The organism is Emcibacter sp., assembly GCF_963675455.1.
In the GTDB taxonomy this organism is placed as follows: domain Bacteria; phylum Pseudomonadota; class Alphaproteobacteria; order Sphingomonadales; family Emcibacteraceae; genus Emcibacter.
This window is the reverse complement of the sequence record NZ_OY776217.1, coordinates 1,773,671-1,790,817: the sequence shown is the minus strand read 5'-3', so window position 1 is coordinate 1,790,817 and position 17,147 is coordinate 1,773,671. Positions and strand designations below refer to the sequence as shown.

General features: G+C 52.9%; 16 protein-coding genes. 10 read left to right on the top strand and 6 right to left on the bottom strand.

What is annotated here, in order from left to right; translation table 11 throughout:
* Positions 1-70 precede the first annotated feature (70 nt).
* The 5 genes from ACORNT_RS08210 (at position 71) to ACORNT_RS08190 (ending at position 5,410) form a co-directional block, all read left to right on the top strand.
* Entirely contained in the window at positions 71-1,375 is a 1,305-nt protein-coding gene (locus ACORNT_RS08210) for a CDP-alcohol phosphatidyltransferase family protein (protein WP_321398026.1), read from the top strand.
* A gap of 17 nt (positions 1,376-1,392) precedes the next feature.
* The gene (locus ACORNT_RS08205) at positions 1,393-2,286 is read left to right on the top strand and encodes a CDP-alcohol phosphatidyltransferase family protein (protein WP_321398022.1); all 894 of its coding nucleotides are present in this window, start codon (positions 1,393-1,395) and stop codon (positions 2,284-2,286) included.
* A 7-nt stretch (positions 2,287-2,293) separates the two neighbouring features.
* The gene (locus ACORNT_RS08200; RefSeq protein ID WP_321398020.1) at positions 2,294-3,421 is read left to right on the top strand and encodes a hypothetical protein; all 1,128 of its coding nucleotides are present in this window, start codon (positions 2,294-2,296) and stop codon (positions 3,419-3,421) included.
* Between the two features lie 16 nt (positions 3,422-3,437).
* Complete coding sequence (locus tag ACORNT_RS08195) at positions 3,438-4,997, top strand: lipopolysaccharide biosynthesis protein (RefSeq protein WP_321398017.1); 1,560 nt, start codon at positions 3,438-3,440, stop codon at positions 4,995-4,997.
* A 92-nt stretch (positions 4,998-5,089) separates the two neighbouring features.
* A complete protein-coding gene (locus ACORNT_RS08190) occupies positions 5,090-5,410 on the top strand; it encodes a chorismate mutase (protein ID WP_321398014.1) in 321 nt (106 codons plus the stop codon).
* A 51-nt stretch (positions 5,411-5,461) separates the two neighbouring features.
* Here the strand turns inward: ACORNT_RS08190 and ACORNT_RS08185 are convergent, their stop codons facing one another.
* Both ACORNT_RS08185 and ACORNT_RS08180 read right to left on the bottom strand, forming a co-directional pair.
* Positions 5,462-6,178, bottom strand: a complete 717-nt coding sequence (locus tag ACORNT_RS08185) for an NTP transferase domain-containing protein (RefSeq protein ID WP_321398011.1) — start codon at positions 6,176-6,178, stop codon at positions 5,462-5,464.
* The gene (locus ACORNT_RS08180; RefSeq protein WP_321398008.1) at positions 6,175-7,293 is read right to left on the bottom strand and encodes an inositol-3-phosphate synthase; all 1,119 of its coding nucleotides are present in this window, start codon (positions 7,291-7,293) and stop codon (positions 6,175-6,177) included. Before ACORNT_RS08180 ends, ACORNT_RS08185 begins: the two co-directional genes overlap by 4 nt.
* A 428-nt stretch (positions 7,294-7,721) precedes the next feature.
* Between ACORNT_RS08180 and ACORNT_RS08175 the strand changes: the two genes are divergently transcribed.
* Positions 7,722-8,189 (top strand): FKBP-type peptidyl-prolyl cis-trans isomerase, encoded by a 468-nt coding sequence (locus tag ACORNT_RS08175; RefSeq protein WP_420717525.1) that lies wholly within the window; start codon positions 7,722-7,724, stop codon positions 8,187-8,189.
* A 22-nt stretch (positions 8,190-8,211) separates the two neighbouring features.
* Complete coding sequence (locus ACORNT_RS08170) at positions 8,212-8,619, top strand: DUF423 domain-containing protein (protein ID WP_321398002.1); 408 nt, start codon at positions 8,212-8,214, stop codon at positions 8,617-8,619.
* A gap of 246 nt (positions 8,620-8,865) precedes the next feature.
* Here the strand turns inward: ACORNT_RS08170 and ACORNT_RS08165 are convergent, their stop codons facing one another.
* From ACORNT_RS08165 to ACORNT_RS08150, 4 genes are all read right to left on the bottom strand, one after another.
* Positions 8,866-10,197 carry a HAMP domain-containing sensor histidine kinase gene (locus ACORNT_RS08165; protein ID WP_321397999.1) on the bottom strand — a complete coding sequence of 444 codons (1,332 nt, stop codon included), beginning with the start codon at positions 10,195-10,197 and terminating at the stop codon, positions 8,866-8,868.
* Positions 10,198-10,264: 67 nt separating this feature from the next.
* Entirely contained in the window at positions 10,265-10,948 is a 684-nt protein-coding gene (locus ACORNT_RS08160) for a response regulator transcription factor (protein ID WP_321397995.1), read from the bottom strand.
* A complete protein-coding gene (locus ACORNT_RS08155; RefSeq protein WP_321397992.1) occupies positions 10,945-11,394 on the bottom strand; it encodes a hypothetical protein in 450 nt (149 codons plus the stop codon). Before ACORNT_RS08155 ends, ACORNT_RS08160 begins: the two co-directional genes overlap by 4 nt.
* A 135-nt stretch (positions 11,395-11,529) precedes the next feature.
* Positions 11,530-12,561, bottom strand: coding sequence for an NAD(P)/FAD-dependent oxidoreductase (locus ACORNT_RS08150; RefSeq protein ID WP_321397989.1), 1,032 nt, complete (start codon positions 12,559-12,561; stop codon positions 11,530-11,532).
* Between the two features lie 160 nt (positions 12,562-12,721).
* Between ACORNT_RS08150 and ACORNT_RS08145 the strand changes: the two genes are divergently transcribed.
* From ACORNT_RS08145 to ACORNT_RS08135, 3 genes are read left to right on the top strand one after another with little or no spacing between them, the layout of a single operon-like run.
* Entirely contained in the window at positions 12,722-13,720 is a 999-nt protein-coding gene (locus ACORNT_RS08145; RefSeq protein WP_321397986.1) for a hypothetical protein, read from the top strand.
* Positions 13,721-13,756: 36 nt separating this feature from the next.
* Positions 13,757-15,940 (top strand): VanZ family protein, encoded by a 2,184-nt coding sequence (locus ACORNT_RS08140; protein WP_321397983.1) that lies wholly within the window; start codon positions 13,757-13,759, stop codon positions 15,938-15,940.
* A 5-nt stretch (positions 15,941-15,945) separates the two neighbouring features.
* The gene (locus ACORNT_RS08135; protein ID WP_321397980.1) at positions 15,946-17,115 is read left to right on the top strand and encodes a mechanosensitive ion channel family protein; all 1,170 of its coding nucleotides are present in this window, start codon (positions 15,946-15,948) and stop codon (positions 17,113-17,115) included.
* Positions 17,116-17,147: the final 32 nt, after the last annotated feature.

Here is a 17,147-nt window from a genome sequence, read left to right as displayed (position 1 = left end):
GGAAGAAGAGGAAGAAATGGTCACCAAAGCACTCATTATAACTGGGCAGGAATCCGAAACGGAGAGTACATTGGCGCGTAACCTGATTCAGGTTGGCGGCATCAGCCTGCTCGAACGACAGCTGAAAACACTGGAAAAAATTGGCATTCAGGAAGTCCATCTGGTCAGTGACTGGTTCATCGCAGAACTGGAGAAGGAAATCCATTCTTTTGCCAGAAAACCCAAAGCAGTTTATATTCACCGCACCAAGGAAGCCGCCCGGAAAATCCTTGAAAGCAACAATGAACAGGACAGCTGGCTATTGCTTGAGGAAGGCATTCTTGTCGATGACCGGATCATAACATCAGTCATCGAAAAAAGGGCCGGAACCGTGATTGCCGTCATGAACCGGGAAGATTTCCAGGATGACCGCTTAAGCTATGGCACCCCGTTGACCCTGCGCGGCCAGGATACGGTTTTTGCCTCCGTTGCCAAAATTTCCAGCCAGACCATGCAAACACACGCGGACAAACTCAATTCGCTGGAAAACCTGAAGGGTGCTCTGGAAAGCCTGTCAAATTCCAATGACTGCGAAATACTGGATATTTCCTCAATCCCGCTTTACCTGACCAACCGTCGCCGGGACGTGGACCTGATCTGGCTGCCGATCCTGCAGCCCCGGGACGGCGCGAAAGGCACCGACGCCCTGCTGAATAATGCCCAGAAAGGCACTCTCGACTGGCCGGCCTGGTATATCCATCGCCCTATCGAAAACTGGATTGTCAAACATATCTGCAACCTGCCCATCACACCGAACCAAGTCACCGCGGTCACCGGCATTCTGGGCCTTTATATCATGTATCTGTTTGCCACCGGCAATATGGCAGTTGCCCTCGCCGGGGCACTGGCGGTCGGTATTCTGGACGGTGTGGACGGTAAACTGGCGCGCACCAAGATGCAGCAGACCAAAATCGGCGAGCTTGAACATCTGGTCGACAAGGTGGTGGAATACGGCTGGTATTTTGCCATCGCCGCCGCCCTGTCAGTCACCTATGGCTATGCCCCGTGGGTCATGGCCTGCGCCCTGGTGCTGTTTCACCTTGCCGATGAAGTACAGTCGGAGTTTTTCCGCCGCATGGCGGACCGGCAGATCTGCGACACCGGCAAGTTCGATCGCAGGTTTCGTCTTATTGGCGGACGGCGCAATACCCAGATGTGGGCCCTGATCCCCTTTGGTCTGGTTGGCGCCTGGTATGCCGGGTTTATTTTCATCTGTTGTTACGGGATAATAACTTTCTTTGTCCATCAGGCCAGAATCATATACCATGCAAAAAACCTTATGGAGGCCAACAGCGAAAAATTCGTTGAGAACTTCCGCAAGACAAAAATATTTTAATAATAACCGCGGGTATTATGTCAGAATCGATCAAGAGAACCAATGAGATAGAGGAATTTACCAATCTCTATCTCATTCATCCTGTCAGCAGTTGGCTGGTTCCCAGGTTTGCCGCCTTGCGGGTAACTCCCAACATGGTTTCCCTGTCCGGGATGCTGGCCGGATTTTTTGCCGGTTTTGCCTATTACAATTACCATGACAGCCTGTCAGCAATTCTCGGGTTTGCCCTGATGCTGACCTGGCATATCCTGGACGGTGCCGACGGGCAGCTTGCCCGCCTGACCCAGACCCAGTCCGAAATCGGCAAGGTCATCGACGGCATTTGCGACTATGTGGTGTTTATTTCGGTCTATATCGCCCTTGGCCTGACACTGGCGCCGGACCTGGGTCCGTGGATATGGGCACTGGTGATTATGGCCGGCGTTTCCCATGCCATACAGGCCGGCGCTTACGAAACCCAGCGCCAGGAATATGATTTCTGGGGTCACGGCAAGCTTTCCGCCCGACTGCCCGAACCCGAGGAATTACAGAAAGGCCTGAACGGCGGACTGTTCGGCCGGATCGCCGGCAAACTGGAATGTGGCTATGTGAAAATGCAATATGCTTTTTCCGGCGTCGAAACCGCCCAGCGGCACGAAATACAGCATCTTCTTGACAAAAATCCTGAACAGGCCGGTGAAATCAGGGCGATCTATCGCCTGGTCTTCTCCCGCTCGGTCAAATTATGGTCCGTCATGTGCGCCAACTACCGCACTTTTGCCATATTTATAGCTTGTATTATACGTGAACCTGTTGTGTATTTCCTGTTTGAAGTGGTGATATTGAATCTGGTTCTGATGATATTGGTTCGCAAGCAACAAAAATATAACAGACTGTTCTTACAACAGCTCAGGGATCTGACTTCGGAGTAGTCAATTAATGCGTTTTACGATTTTCATGCGGGCCGTTCTGGCTGTCGTTTTGTTTGTTGTGCCCGCCGCCTCCCATGCCTATGACGAGATCCTGACCGAGGACAAACAGGCCCCGGCCCTTGCAGATGACAAGAATTACAAGGAATACTGGGAACAATATTTTGTTTTTGAGGACGGCAGCCTGCTGACCACCCAGTTCACCATCCTGAACCTGCCGTTCATGACTCACAGGGCTCTGATGCTGGCCACCTTTACCAGACCGGATGGTAAGAAATATATCATCAAGAACGGACGCAGCCGCGACGACTGGGAATTCACCCCCGATCATCTCGATATCCAGTTGAATGACGATATTCAACATTATATCCGCAAGACAACCGACGGTTACCAGTTGAAACTTCACAACAGCACCGGTGAAATAGAACTCGATCTGAAAAGCCCCTTGCCGCCACTTGAAGCTCTGAACAGCAATAACAAATACCGGAAGAAGGGGGAGCTTGATGTCGTCACCTATGCCCCGAAATTTGTCGCCACCGGACGCTTCCGGCCTGGACATGACGCATGCCAGTGCCAGGATGCTCCCTGGGAAAACATGGGCACAGCGACCGGGTTCGGCATGCGGGTTTTCCTTGATGAATCCATTGATGAAATGATGGAAAACTGGCTCCGGGTTTTCAGCCTCGAGAACGGATCCGAGGCAGAACTTATGCTGTCCTCCATCAACCTGCCAAACCGCAAACAGGATAACAAGCTTTTCCTGCGCGAGGGCAACAAGGTCATCGGCGGTTTCCATGACGTAAAGGTCGTGATCCAGGAGACGGCAGAAGACCCCGAACTGGGTGAATATCCGACAAAAGTGCGCCTTGTGGCCCTGAATGGCACCTCCAATCTGCAGGGTACAATCGATTTCACCCGCAAGCTCGAGCACTTCAGGCTGACCGATCATATGAGCAGTCTGGAAAGAATGCTGGCGCAGGCGTTTCCGTCGGTGACAAGTTATCGCTATGTCGCCGAGTATAATCTGGTATATAGTGGCCCCGACGGCATAAGGAATATCTCCGGCAAGGCGCTCAGCGACTATGCCGATATCTTTCCACCGTCCGTTAAAAAAAAGAAAACACGAAAAAAAAGATAAGGGGTAGCGGTCCCGTATGACCTCCACCAGGACAGCAGAAACCGGCGAGCAGAAGGACAAAAAGGATATTGCCCGAGGCGCCGGTGCCAACTTCTTTGGTTTTATCATTCGTCTTGGCTCCCGCCTGCCGTTTCTGTTTCTGGCGGTCGCCCTGTTCGGCAATGAACTATATGGCCGCTATAACTTTACCATCACCACCATCGAGATCATGGCCGCCTTCGCCACTTTCGGCTTGAAGCGCTCCCTGTTCAAATTCATCCATGACCGGGAGTACTCAAATGATTACACCCCGGAGCAAGTCATCCTAACCGCACTCTGCTGGTCGGTCTCGGTTGCTGCGATCCTGACCGTTGTCCTTATCCTCTCAGCACATAAGCTAGCCGACTGGTTCGATTACCCGCAAATGGTGGACGGCCTGATCAACCTGGCGCCGATCATGGTGGTTATCACCTCGGTGGATGTAATCCTGTCCGGCACCCGGGCCACCCGCAAGATGCGTTATGAAGTCTGGTCGCGGAGCATCGTCGAACCTTACGTTTTACTCGGCGCCATGCTGTTGTTTTATTTTCTGGGGTACCGGGAAAAGGGCCTGTTGATGGCCTATGCCGTGGCACTATGCGCCGCCCTGCTGGTTGCGCTCTGGGGGGCCTGCAGGCTCTATTCCCTGAAGAACTTCCTCAGCACTCGTCCCTGCTTCAGTCTGATCCGAAAAATCGCCGGCTTTTCCGCCCCCACCGCCTTCCATGACATGGCGCTGTTGATCTTCATGCGTATGGATATTTTCACCGTAAAAGCCTTTTTTTCGGAGGGTGTCTTGGGCGTCTATACCGTGGCCCAGCAATTCGCCACCAGCGTGGAAAAAATCTACCAGAGCTTCTATCCGATTCTGGCCCCGGTCATGTCGAAAAGCCTGGTGGAAAAGGATTACGCCCAGGTCGAACGGCATATGATCATGGTCAGCCGCTGGATCCTGATGGTGCAGTGCCTGATTGTGGTCTGGTCCGGTTTCTACGGCGAAGCCGTAATCACCGCCGTCGCCAATCATGGCACGGAACACGGCATTCTGGTCACCGGCGGCATCATCCTGTTCCTGCTGATGGTCGGTGAAACCATTAACGGCGGTTTCGGCACCTCCGATCTGCCGCTGATATATAAGAATCCGTTATTCAATCCAGTCATTTCCCTGTTGATGATTCCCTTCTATTACATCATGGCTAAATATGTATTCATTGAGCAGGTTGGCATGGAGGCCGATGGCGTCGCCCTGGCGTTGATGCTCACCTACCTGACCATGAACCTGTTGCGCATGACCCTAATCAAGCGGCTGTTCGGGATCAACATGTGGCGCCTGAAACTGTTCAAGGTGCCCTTTGCCGCCGCCATCAGCGCCGGCGCTTTTTACTGGGCCAAACAGGCGATCCCCATGGATATCATCCACGGCTGGGGCGTTTTCCTGGGTATTCCGGTGCTGATCCTGATTTATGCGCTTATTCTGGTACTCGCCGCGCTGGAACAGGAAGACAAAATCCGCCTCATGCAGAAGCTGGGCCTCAGGCAGAAAACCGTAAAAGTCTGAAACCGGAAAAACAGGTCTTTTAACTTTCAACTATTTTCTGCTAAAGTCGGCGCGACCCGCCCCGCCACGGGCACGATATGGGAGAAGAATGAATGAGTGATCTGAACCGGCCCAGCGAACAGCAACTGAAGGACCAGCTGACGTCCTTTCGGCAAAGCATCGACAATATTGATGCGGCCCTTGTCTATATGCTGGCCGAACGCTTCAAGGTCACCCAGAAGGTCGGCGAATATAAGGCAAAGTACGACCTGCCCCCGGCCGATAAGGACCGGGAAAAGACACAGATCGAGCGGCTGCGCACGCTGGCTGAGGACGCCGACCTGGACCCGGATTTTTCCGAGAAGTTCCTTAACTTCATCATCAAGGAAGTGATCCGCCACCACGAACAGATCCGCGAGGCGGAAGGGGAATAAAAAAGACCGGACATAATGCCCGGCCTTTCTTAAATCTATTATGCGGCCTTTTTAAAGCTTGCCGTCGTTAACCAGAACGATCGCCTTGCCGTAGGCCATGGGATCATCCACATCCAGCCACAAGCGATTGCCGATGTCAAAGGTGCGGGCCTTGCCGCGGCTGCCCAAAACATTCATGGCGCCGGAAATACTTTCATCGCCTTCGCGGGCACTCTGCTCAAGCGCCCCAAACATCACCGGGGTGCAATAGAAGATACCGGTGTCAAAGGCGTTATAGTCGCGGATGACCTTGCCGATATTTTCGATCTTGTCCTGGGTGCATTTAACCCGGGTCACATCATCAAGATCGATGATCGGATTTTCAATGTTGTGATCCACGCACAGGGTCACGGTATCCGGCTCGTGTCCGGCCGCGGCCAGAGCCCGGAAAATTTCAGGATCCACCAGGTGATCGCACATGGTGAGGATGAAATCACCGTCGATCACACCTTTGGCGGCATAGACAGAAAGGCCGTTCGGGCGCTGCCATTCCTCATTAATGATATGAGTGATGGACAGGTGATCCCGTTCGGCGAGTTTATCAAGAAAGGCACGGACCTTGGTCCCGCGATATCCGGTGACAACATAGATATCGCTGATGCCTCCCTTGACGGCATTGGTGATGACCCGCTCGATCAGGGGAATGCCGACCAGCTCAATGAGCGGTTTGCTTTCCCCCTTCTCGCGAAGCCGGCTGCCCTGACCGGCAGCAACAATCAGGAGTTTCACTCGGCAGCACTCGCCAGTGAACGCTCTGCGATGAATTTTTCTGTCATTTCATAAGCCTGGTCGTCAGTGAACTGAACCGGCGGATGTTTACAGAAATAGGCAGAGGCAGCGGTCAGGATACCGCCTTCGTTGTTGTCCAGCGCCAGCTTGCAGCAGCGGATCATATCGATGGCCACACCGGCAGAGTTCGGGCTGTCTTCCACAGACAGGCGCATTTCCAGGTTCATGGGCACGCCACCGAACAGGTCGCCTTCCATACGCAGGAAGCAGACTTTGTTGTCATTCTGCCAAGGAATATAATCACTTGGACCCACATGGATATTGTCATCCGCCAGACGGGCGCCGGCAACAGCCTGTACGGCTTCGGTTTTGGATTCTTTCTTGGAGGCCAGACGATCCTGGTTTTTCATGTTCAGGAAGTCGGTGTTCCCGCCGGTGTTGAGCTGATAAGTCCGGTCCAGAACCACACCACGCTTGGCGAACAGGTCGGTCAGCGTCCGGTGAGTGATGGTGGCGCCGAGCTGGGCCTTGATGTCGTCGCCGACGATCGGCAGGTTGGCGTCTTCGAATTTTTTCGCCCATTCCGGGTTGGACGCAATGAAAACCGGCATGTTGTTGATGAAACCGACACCGGCTTCCAGTGCACATTCGGCATAGAATTTGGCAGCTTCCTCGGAACCCACAGGCATGTAGTTGAGCAGAATTTCAGTACCGCTGTCTTTCAGCTCCTGAACAATGCTTTCCTTGGTGCCTTCGGCAACGTCGGCAACCAGGAACGTGCGGTTGTCGTCATAATTGGCCATATGCGGGGAAACGCCGTCCAGGACCTGGCCCATTTTAACGATGGTGCCGCTTTTGGGCAGATCACTGAAAAATACAGTTGTGCAGTTGGGTTTTTCAAAGATCGCCTCATTGACGTCCTTGCCCACCTTGCGCTTGTCCACGTCAAAGGCTGCCACAACCTCGATGTCACAGGGACGGTAACCGCCCACTTCCCAATGCATCAGCCCGGGGACTTTTTTGCCGGCCCGCTCGGGTGTATAATAGTAAATTCCCTGAATCAGGGAACTTGTACAGTTGCCGATACCGGCGATAGCAATTTTGATCTTAGACATTTTTTGTCACCTTATTTTGTCTTCGTCTTGTTCTGAAAATAGTTGATTAATTTAAATTAAAAAAAGCCACTAAGTCCCTTGGTAATCTGGCGGAAAAGCGGCCTAAAAATCCGATACTACATATATCATATTACTGTAACTCAACAACAATATAACTGTTACATTCAGCGTTATAATTCCGTAGCCCGATTCTGAATTCACCCATACCGCCATCAGATAATGTCATCAATGTGGCCTCACAAGCCGCAATATGCTTGTAACTGTTACATGAGGGCACCCCGCAACTTTCAACATTTCACCTTGGAGATGATCTTCTTTTGCGTTATAGGAGGTGGGTTTTTTTAACATAAATGTAATCACGGAGTTCAGGGATGCCTTCAATTCTCAAGTCAGCACTTTCAGCAGCGTGCAAACTGATAGCAGTTTTTATGTTGGCCGCAATCATCACGGGCTGCTCGGAAAATGACCAGAGCTCCGAAGAACAGACTACACCACAAGATGTAAAGGAAGAAAAAGTGTCAGAGTCAAAAAGTTTTCTGGAAGAGAATAAAGACAAACCCGGCGTCATCGTCACCGACAGCGGCCTGCAATATAAAGTGCTTCTTGAAGGCACCGGCAAGAGCCCTGCCGCAACCGATACCGTCACCGTCCATTATGAAGGCACCCTGACCGACGGCACCAAATTCGACAGCTCCTACGACCGGGGCACACCGCTGAGCTTCCCGCTGAACCAGGTCATTCGCGGCTGGACAGAAGGCCTGCAACTGATGAAAGAAGGCGGAAAATACAAATTCTTCATTCCATCTGAACTGGCATACGGTCCGCGTGGCGCCGGCGGCGTGATCGGCCCGAACGAAGATCTGATCTTTACCGTTGAGCTGATCCGCGTCAACTGATCCCTTTGATGAGTTTCTGCCCATGATCTTCTGGCGGTTTATTTTTGTTCTCTCAGCCCTGAACGGCTTTCTTGCCGTACTTCTGGGTGCCGCCGGAAGCCACATACTTGCATCCCGAATGATTGAAGGGGGCCCTGCTCTCTTCAGTCTCGCCAGCCAGTATCACATGTGGCACAGCCTTGTCCTGCTTGCCCTCAGCCTTTTTTCCCTGAACCGCACGGCCTGCCGGGATACCCTGCCGAGGATCAGCACATTATTTTTCCTGCTCGGGATTATATTGTTCAGCGGCAATCTCTATTTCAGGTCGTTCACGGAAGTTTATTCCCTGTCTTTCCTGATCCCTGTGGGCGGAACATTCCTGATGGCGGGCTGGCTTATGCTCGCCCTGTCTGTAGTCTGTATCGGAAAAGCCCCCGCGGGGGAAATCTGAAGAAGGTTTAGACGGCCCCGGAGTGCATCATGCACAAGATGTGGGGGAGGGGATTTTGTTACACAAAGTTCCGGGACCGCCTAACTCGGTAACCCTGGCCTTTTCGCCGGGTTTAATCTTTATACGTCTGCGCCATGAATAAACTTTCAGTTTTTTTCACTCGGTTCTTTTTTCACGGCTTGCCGCTGTATTGAGATAACTATAGTGCTTCGAAACTGAACCGCTCATGAACGATATATTCAGGTTTCAAAAAACTGCCGCCGGTAGTGATATTTTCACCCGCAGCCCCTTTTGCGACGGAGCCTCCGCCGCGGATAAATTGTCTTCCAGGGAAATTTTGCCACCATAAAGGCTGATCAGATCCTGAACGATGGACAGGCCGAGGCCGCTTCCCGGCGTCTCCTCATCAAGGCGCTCGCCACGGGTAAAAACGGCCTCACGAGCCGCCGGGTCAATTCCCGGTCCGTCGTCGGAAATTTCCAGAATGATTGTATCTGCTTCACGCCGGCAGTGAACATAAACCTGTCGCTCAGCCCATTTGCCGGCATTTTCCAGGAGGTTTCCGACGATTTCCTCCAGATCCTGCCGTTCCCCCCTGAACACCAGCTGTTCCTCCGGGCCGGCAATGCTTATATCAAAGACCTTGTCCCTGTTAATTACACCCATTGCCCGGCACAGGTCACGGATCACCGGGGCGACCTCGGTCCGGCTGCTGATGACTTTTGCGCTGGCGGCAACCCGGGCACGGTGGAGATAATGATCCACATGTCGCCGCATGGCGTTGGCCTGTTTGACCACCATCTCTGAAAAACCGCCCCCCTTCTGCAAATCCGCCTCATTGAGCAATATTGCCAAAGGCGTCTTCAGGGCATGGGCCAGATTGCCGACCTGGGTACGGGATCGATCAATGACCTCGTCATTGTGATCCAGAAGCGCGTTAAGCTCATCCGCCAGGGGCTGGATTTCAGAAGGGAAATCATCGGGCAGGCGACTGACTTGCCCCCGCCGGATGCGGCTCAGGGAGGCCCTTACCTTGCGCAGGGGCTGAAGGCCGAAAAACAGTTGCAGCAGAGACGCCGCCAAAAGGCCGACGCCAAGAATGCCCAGTGACCAGACCAGGATAAGATCAAATCGCCGGGACTGGCTCTCTAGTTCGTATTTGTCAACAGCAACGGTATAGCGAAAAACCGTATCAGAGCCGGGAATGGTAATATCCCGGTCAATGGCCCTCAGGGACTGGTCTTCCGGCCCGGTGGTATCATAATAGACCGACCTTGAGGCATCCATCTCCATATCCGGTTTCAGGCTTTCATCCCACAGGGAGCGTGATCTGTAAGGCTCTGAATTCTTTGCAGAAATCTGCCAGTACCAGCCCGAATATGGCTGTTCAAATCGAGGTTCGGACAGGGCGCGATAGAGATTGAGGTCTTCTTCAAATTCAATTCCGCTGATGCCGATCAGGCTGTCCATCATGCTGTTCAGCCGGTCATCCAGATTCTGCTCGATAACCCCCCGGAAGGTCAGGGAAAGAATATAGCCGCCGATCACAAGGACAAGCACGGTCCACACGGCCGACATAAAAAGAAGCCGGAACCAGAGCGATTTATTCTGCCTGTTTCGTGCGGAAAAAAGTCCTATTTTCCCCCTACCCTTCTTTTACTTCCAGTTCTTCAGCGTCCATCAACTGATAGCCCATGCCCCGGATTGTCTTAAGAATATTAACCCCGAGCTTTTTCCGTATCCGGGTGACAAACACCTCGATGGTATTTGAATCCCGATCAAAATCCTGATCGTAAATATGTTCGGTCAGTTCAGTCCTGGAAATAACTTTTTCCGGATGATGCATCATATAGGACAAAAGCTTGTATTCCTGGGCTGTCAGCTTGACAGGGGAACCGTTCACGCTCACCCGGCTGTTGTTGGTATTGAGGGTGACAGGCCCGCAGGCCAGTTCCGGTGAAGCCTTGCCCACTGACCGGCGGATCAGGGCCCTGACCCGGGCCAAAACCTCCTCTACTTTGAAGGGTTTTGTCACATAATCATCGGCACCGGCATCCAGGCCGGCCACTTTCTCGGACCATTCATCCCGCGCCGTCAGGATAAGGACGGGGGTGACAATGCCTTTGGAGCGCCATTTCCTGAGCACGCTCAGACCATCCATCACCGGAAGCCCGAGATCAAGAATGATCGCATCGTAGCTTTCCGTTTCCCCGAGAAAATGACCGTCTTCCCCATCAAAGGAAGCGTCCACTGCATAACCGCCGTCCTCCAGAATGGTTTTCATCTGGCGGGACAGGTCCTGATCATCTTCAACCAGCAGCAATCTCATCGTCTTTGTCTCCCCTGGACGCGCAATATGGCCGCGTCCCTGGCGTTAAGGGTCACGTCAAGCACCCGGCCGTCTTCGGACAGTATCTTGACCACATACAAATAGGGTACAGCCCGGTTATTCAGTTCCAGGAGCTGAACATCAACGATCCGGCCGGGATATGACTTCAATACGGTCGCACGAATCCGGCGCAGGGAAACGATTTCCCCGTTGCGCATGGCCTGTTGCACCCTGTCATGGCCGGAAAAGGACTGTGTTTCCCGTTTGCTCGATGGTGTCAATCGCTGCATGACACTGGGTTGCTGTCTCTGGGGCGGCGCTGTACGAATGGTGTTATTCTGGGCAAACTCCATAGTGCCCGAGGTGAAGGCATACGCCTGCCCGGCCCCGGCCGCGCCGGACAGGAACGTAAATAGCACCAGTCTGAATAATATTTTAATACCCATAAACACCTTATAAGGCCGTTCGTCTTAATCCCAGATGAATAAAGACCCACCGCCCGGGGCTATTCTGACGACCGGGTTCAAAATATACGAGCTTGCCGCGACTGGAAAGCCTTTCCGTCAAATTTCAAGGCCTGTTCATCTGATCCCGAGCCTGTCCTGCAGCACACTATTGGTTGTCGTGTAGCCCCCGGTGATTTTCTGATCAGGAAAAGCATGTTTGAAGGCCGCATGCGCCATGACCGCCGCCTCGTAAAAACCGGTCAGGATTAATTTCAGCTTGCCGGGATAGACACATACATCTCCGACCGCAAAGATTCCCCCCGTTGCGGTCATGAAGGTCGACGGATCCACTTCCACATTATTTTTCGCCAGATTGAGCCCCCAGTCAGCAATGGGGCCAAGACTGATCTTCAGCCCCAGAAACGGCAGAAGATAGTCGCAGGAAATCTCCTGCTCCTGCCCGTCAAGGGTTCTGATCCCGATCCGTTCCAGTTGCCCGTCATGCCCGTCCAGGGCACAAACCTGCCCGGTCACAAGATCGATCAGCCCGTCAGCCGCCATTTGCTGCACCCTGAGGGCAGAATCCGGGGATCCCCGGAACTCCGGCCGCCGGTGAACCAGGGTAACCCTTTTCGCCAGCGGCTGCAGGTTCATGACCCAGTCGAGGGCGGAATCGCCGCCACCGACAATAACAAGGCGCTCGCCCCTGAAATGCTCCATACGATGGACAGCATATCGCACAGACCTTTCTTCATAGGTTTCCAGATCCTTATAAGGCGGTTTCTTGGGCACAAAACTGCCGGCGCCCCCTGCCACTACGACGACCGGGGCGGTAATTTCAACATCCTGGCTGGTGGTAATGCGCCAATGTCCGTTTGCCAGCCGCTCCAGGGCAGACGCCTGTTGCTTCAGGTGAAAGACCGGCTCAAACGGACTGCTCTGTTCAATCAGGTTATCGATAAGTTCCTGCCCCGTCACCCGGGGACGGGACGGAATGTCATAAATGGGTTTTTCCGGATAAAGTTCCATGCACTGGCCACCGGGACGATCGAGATTGTCAATCAGGTGACATTTCATGCCCAGCAGACCGGCCTCGAATACAGCAAACAGGCCGACCGGCCCCGCACCGATAATGACCATATCTGTCTTGTGTGTTCCCTCTGCCATGCAACTGGCTCCCTATTCTCAAATATTATGACGCAGGTACATGTAACTATACTGGAACAACTGATATTTTGATTTTACTTTGTCACGCACCCAAAAACCAGTGTAAAAGGGAAGGCAAAGGCCTATGGCAAATGGTTGAAAACCGGCAGGGGAAAATTCCATGCATCCAAATGTCCTGAAATATGGTGGGCTGGCACTATCCGCCTGCTGGATACTGCTGGCAGGCTGGTCCGTCGCCGGGGCCGCAATCCTTCATGTGGGGCCGGACCGGGACTACAAAACCCCTGCGGCAGCCCTCCGCGCGGCTGAAAACGGCGATGTGATCTTTATCGACAGCGGCCTCTATGAAAACGAGGAAGCCCTTGTTTCGCAGAATAATCTGAAAATTATCGGCCTTGGCGATGCACCGCATATCACCGCCCCGGAAAAAATCAAAAACGGCAAAGCCATATGGGTCATCCGCGGGGATAACATTACAATAAGAAATCTTGAGCTTTCCGGTGCCCGGGTGCCGGATCGCAACGGTTCCGCCATCCGCCATCAGGGCGGTCTTCTGACACTTGAAAAACTGAAGGTCCATGACAATGAAATGGGAATCCTGACCAACAACAAGACGGATGCCGAACTGGTGTTGCGGGATTCGGAGGTCTTCAACAATACCCAGGATTATTATCGGACCGGTAAACTGTCCCACAATATCTATGTCGGAACCATTGCCAGCTTTATCATGGAGAACAGCGTCATTTACGGTGCGCTGACCGGACACAATGTGAAAAGCCGGGCGAAAAAAACCATCATCCGGCACTCCGTGATCTCGGATAGCGATGATTACGCTTCAAGCTACCTGATCGACCTGCCCAACGGCGGCGAAGCCCTCATCGAAGACTGCACCCTTTATAAAAATACCGCCAGCGAGAATAATGCCCTGATCAGCTTCGGCGCGGAAAATAAAAAACAGGAAGGCAACAGCCTGATTATCCGCAACAACCTGGCCCGCGCCGATGGCGACAACCGGCTGTTCCTGCGTAACCACAGCCTTATTTCGCCGGATCTGCAGAATAATCAGCTGGAAAAAATATCCGGCGATACGGAACAGGACATCAGCATGTCGGACTTTTTTGACAATCTGCTGTATAAAATCCGGAACTGGCTGAAATAATATCCGGCAACCATAAAAAAGGGGATTCCAAGGACCGTGCGCAATATATTCCTGTTTTTCGTCGTGGCGATCATATACGGCTCCGTCTTCCCCTTTGGTTTCGAACCTGAACGCTGGACAGGCGAAAATATCAGGGCCCTGATATTAACCTGGAACAGATTTGGCAGCCTCGGCGACATTCTTGGCAACATCGCCCTGTTTTTACCGTTCGGCTTTTTCGGCGAAGCCATGTGCACAACACAGTCCCGCAAAAGACAGTTCAGAATGTGGCTGATTACCGGCGGAGTTGCACTTGCCGCAGGATTGCAGGTCCTGCAGATCATGATCCCCCACCGGGTGCCGGAAATGACGGACATCCTGTGGAATATGCTGGGGATTTTCCTGGGGTTGTGGGTTTTCCGGCTGGGCAGGAAACACATTCCGGAAGTACATCTTGGCGCGAATAAAATCATGCCCGCCAGCCTCTTGTTGCTCTATGCGGTTTTTCTCTTCGCGCCGTTCGTACCGACTATCGATCTGCAGGAAATAAAAAACAGCCTCAAGCCGATCTTTTTTGCCGGTTCGGTTCAGGTGGACAGTTTCCTGCTCTATTTTACCGCCTGGCTGCTGTTTGCCTATTTCACACGTCAGGTCATCGACAGGCCGTTCTGGAAGCAGCACAGTCTGCCCGTAATCTTTTTCCTGTCTTTGGTGGCGCGTGTTTTCATCACCCGCAATCATCTGTCCCTGGATGAAATTATGGCCGGACCGCTGGCCGCCATTATCTGGTATGCGGGTCTGAGAAATATGGCCCGGCCCGCCTCCCTTCTTGCCTGGCTGATTGTCGGCAGCCTGCTGTATAAGGACCTAACCCCGCTTGATTATGGCCTGTCGGCTGGCCGGGGCTTCATGCTGGTTCCCTTCGTCGGGTTTCTGAGCGGTGACCTTCTGTCCAACGTGTCTGCCCTTGCCGCACGGTTATATTTCTACGGCGCCCTGGTCGTTCTCTTTCGCGAGCTGCTTTTCAGCTACCGGAAATGCGCCGTCCTGCTGGTATTGTTTGCCGGCGGCAGCGAATTTATTCAGGTCTTCAATCCACATCACTACGCAGAGCTCACCAATCCGCTGATTGCCCTGCTTATGCTCTGGTATTATCAGATTTTGCACAAGAGCGCGCCGCCAGCGCCCGCCCCGGACCAAACGGCGGAAACAAGCCGGAAACCCGGCATGCCAGAGACCAGAAAGGAACCGCAGGGACTTCGCCCGGTTCTGCTGAAAATATTCCTGACCACCCTTTTCCTGACCGGGGTTATTGCCCTGGTGCTGGAAATACCCGGCATTCCCTATAATGTGAAAGAGCTGTTCCTGCTCGACGGTTACCTGATTACCATCTTCCCGTTCGCCCTCTGTGTTCTCTGGTTCGGCATGTCAGTTCCGCTGATCAGCCGGTTCAGCCTCGACATCGGAAAGAAACAGTATCTTGTTTTTCCAGCCCTGGTCGCGGCGGCCCTGCTGATCAACCTGCTGCTTCTGAAGATCAGCGTCACCGAAGACAGTCTTCAGGACATCATGGGTGCCCAGACCCTGAACCGGGACGTGATGCTGCGCAATGCCTGGGGGGATTTCGGTGTCTGGCTGTTTTCCACCCTCAAGGCACCAGGTTTTATCAGCCAGATCGAGCAGACCGTCCGTTTTGTAGCCCTGTTTTTCCCGCTGACCGCCTGGCTGGCTATTTTCCATATGGGATTTGATGTATCGGAAAAATTCGCCATCCATGACTGGCGCAACAAAAGCAAATTGTTTCTGCTGACCACGCTGGAGTTTGGTCTTTACTGCCTGCCCTTCCTGCTGCTGGCCAAATATATTTCCTTTGACTGGTCCACAACAGACAACCTCAACGAACTGATCCGCGAAGACGGCTTGTGGAGCCTTTTCCTCTATCTGCTGCTGCTGATCCTTTGCCTGAACATCATTCTGCTGGGGCGGCTCGGGCATCTGGCCCTGAAAGTCTTGATCACCATTGCCGCCGTCGGCCTGTCCTGGTTTTGCCTCAACCTGGGACTGGAAAGTGAAATCCACAAATACGGACAAACTTTCTCGGGTGTTGATTTTCTGTTGGGGCCTGATAGAAAAATACTGCTGTCGCAACCGGTCCTGTTTATGAGATGGACCGTTCTTTATCTTGGCGCAGTATTCTCCCTCGCGTGGGGGATCAAAATAACATCCGGCGGAGCAAAGTAGGCATTATGGAAAAAGAATCTTTCAGCGATTTCATCAACCTGGTTGCCGAAGTCTGGCAAAAAGGCGTGTACGGCATCGATGTAGGCCAGATCATTGTCGGTCTTCTGGTCTTGTTTTTTGCTTTTGTTCTTCGGGGCTTTTTCAGCAGGTTCGTTATTCACCGGCTGGAAGCGCTGAGCAAAAGAACTGAAAGCGACGTGGATGATGAAATCATTGAAGCGCTGGACGGCCCGCTGCGCTTCATTCCCATCGTGATCGGCGTATTTGCCGCCACCGAACTTATGAATCTGGAAGGCCTTCTGAAAGAAGGCGCCCTGCTGCTGAACCAGTCGCTGATCACCTTTAATATTTTCTGGGCCCTGTATATGCTGGTGACCCCGCTCAGCTTCACCATCCGCAGATTGCGGGACATATTTTCCATCAGCATGATCGAATGGATGGTCAAGGCCCTCAAGGGGCTGATCATTTTTCTGGGCGTTGCTGCCATTCTGGAAACCTGGGGGATTGAGGTCGCGCCGCTGATCGCCGGTCTCGGCCTGTTCGGGGTCGCCGTTGCCCTGGGGGCACAGGACCTGTTCAAGAACCTGATTGCCGGACTGTTCATCATTGGTGAAAAACGCTTCCATCCAGGAGACTGGGTCAAGATTGAAGGGATCGTGGAAGGGACAGTGGAACATATCGGCTTCAGAACGACAATGATCCGTCAATTCGACAAGGCCCCGGTCTATGTGCCCAATTCCAAACTTTCCGACAATGCAGTGATCAACTTCTCCCGCATGACCCATCGCCGCATCTACTGGAAAATCGGCCTTCTTTACGGTACCACTGTCGAACAGCTCAAGAATGTTCGTCAGCAGATTTTTGATTATGTGGCACAAAATAATGACTTTGCCGACCCACAGGAAGTTTCCACCTTTGTCAATGTAGACAGCTTCAACGACAGCTCCATCGACCTCATGCTCTATTGCTTCACTAACACAACAAATTGGGGCGAATGGCTTACCATCAAGGAACGCCTGGCCTATGAAATCAAAACGATTGTCGAAACGAACGGCACCGGTTTCGCCTTCCCCAGCCAGTCGGTCTATCTGGAAAGCCTGCCGGACGGCGCCGAGGTTTTCACTGCTCCGGAAGGAAAAGAAGGAGCCAAAGCACCCCATACGGTGGAGGGTTAATTTTTTGGCAATCTCTGGCTGTTATACCCCTG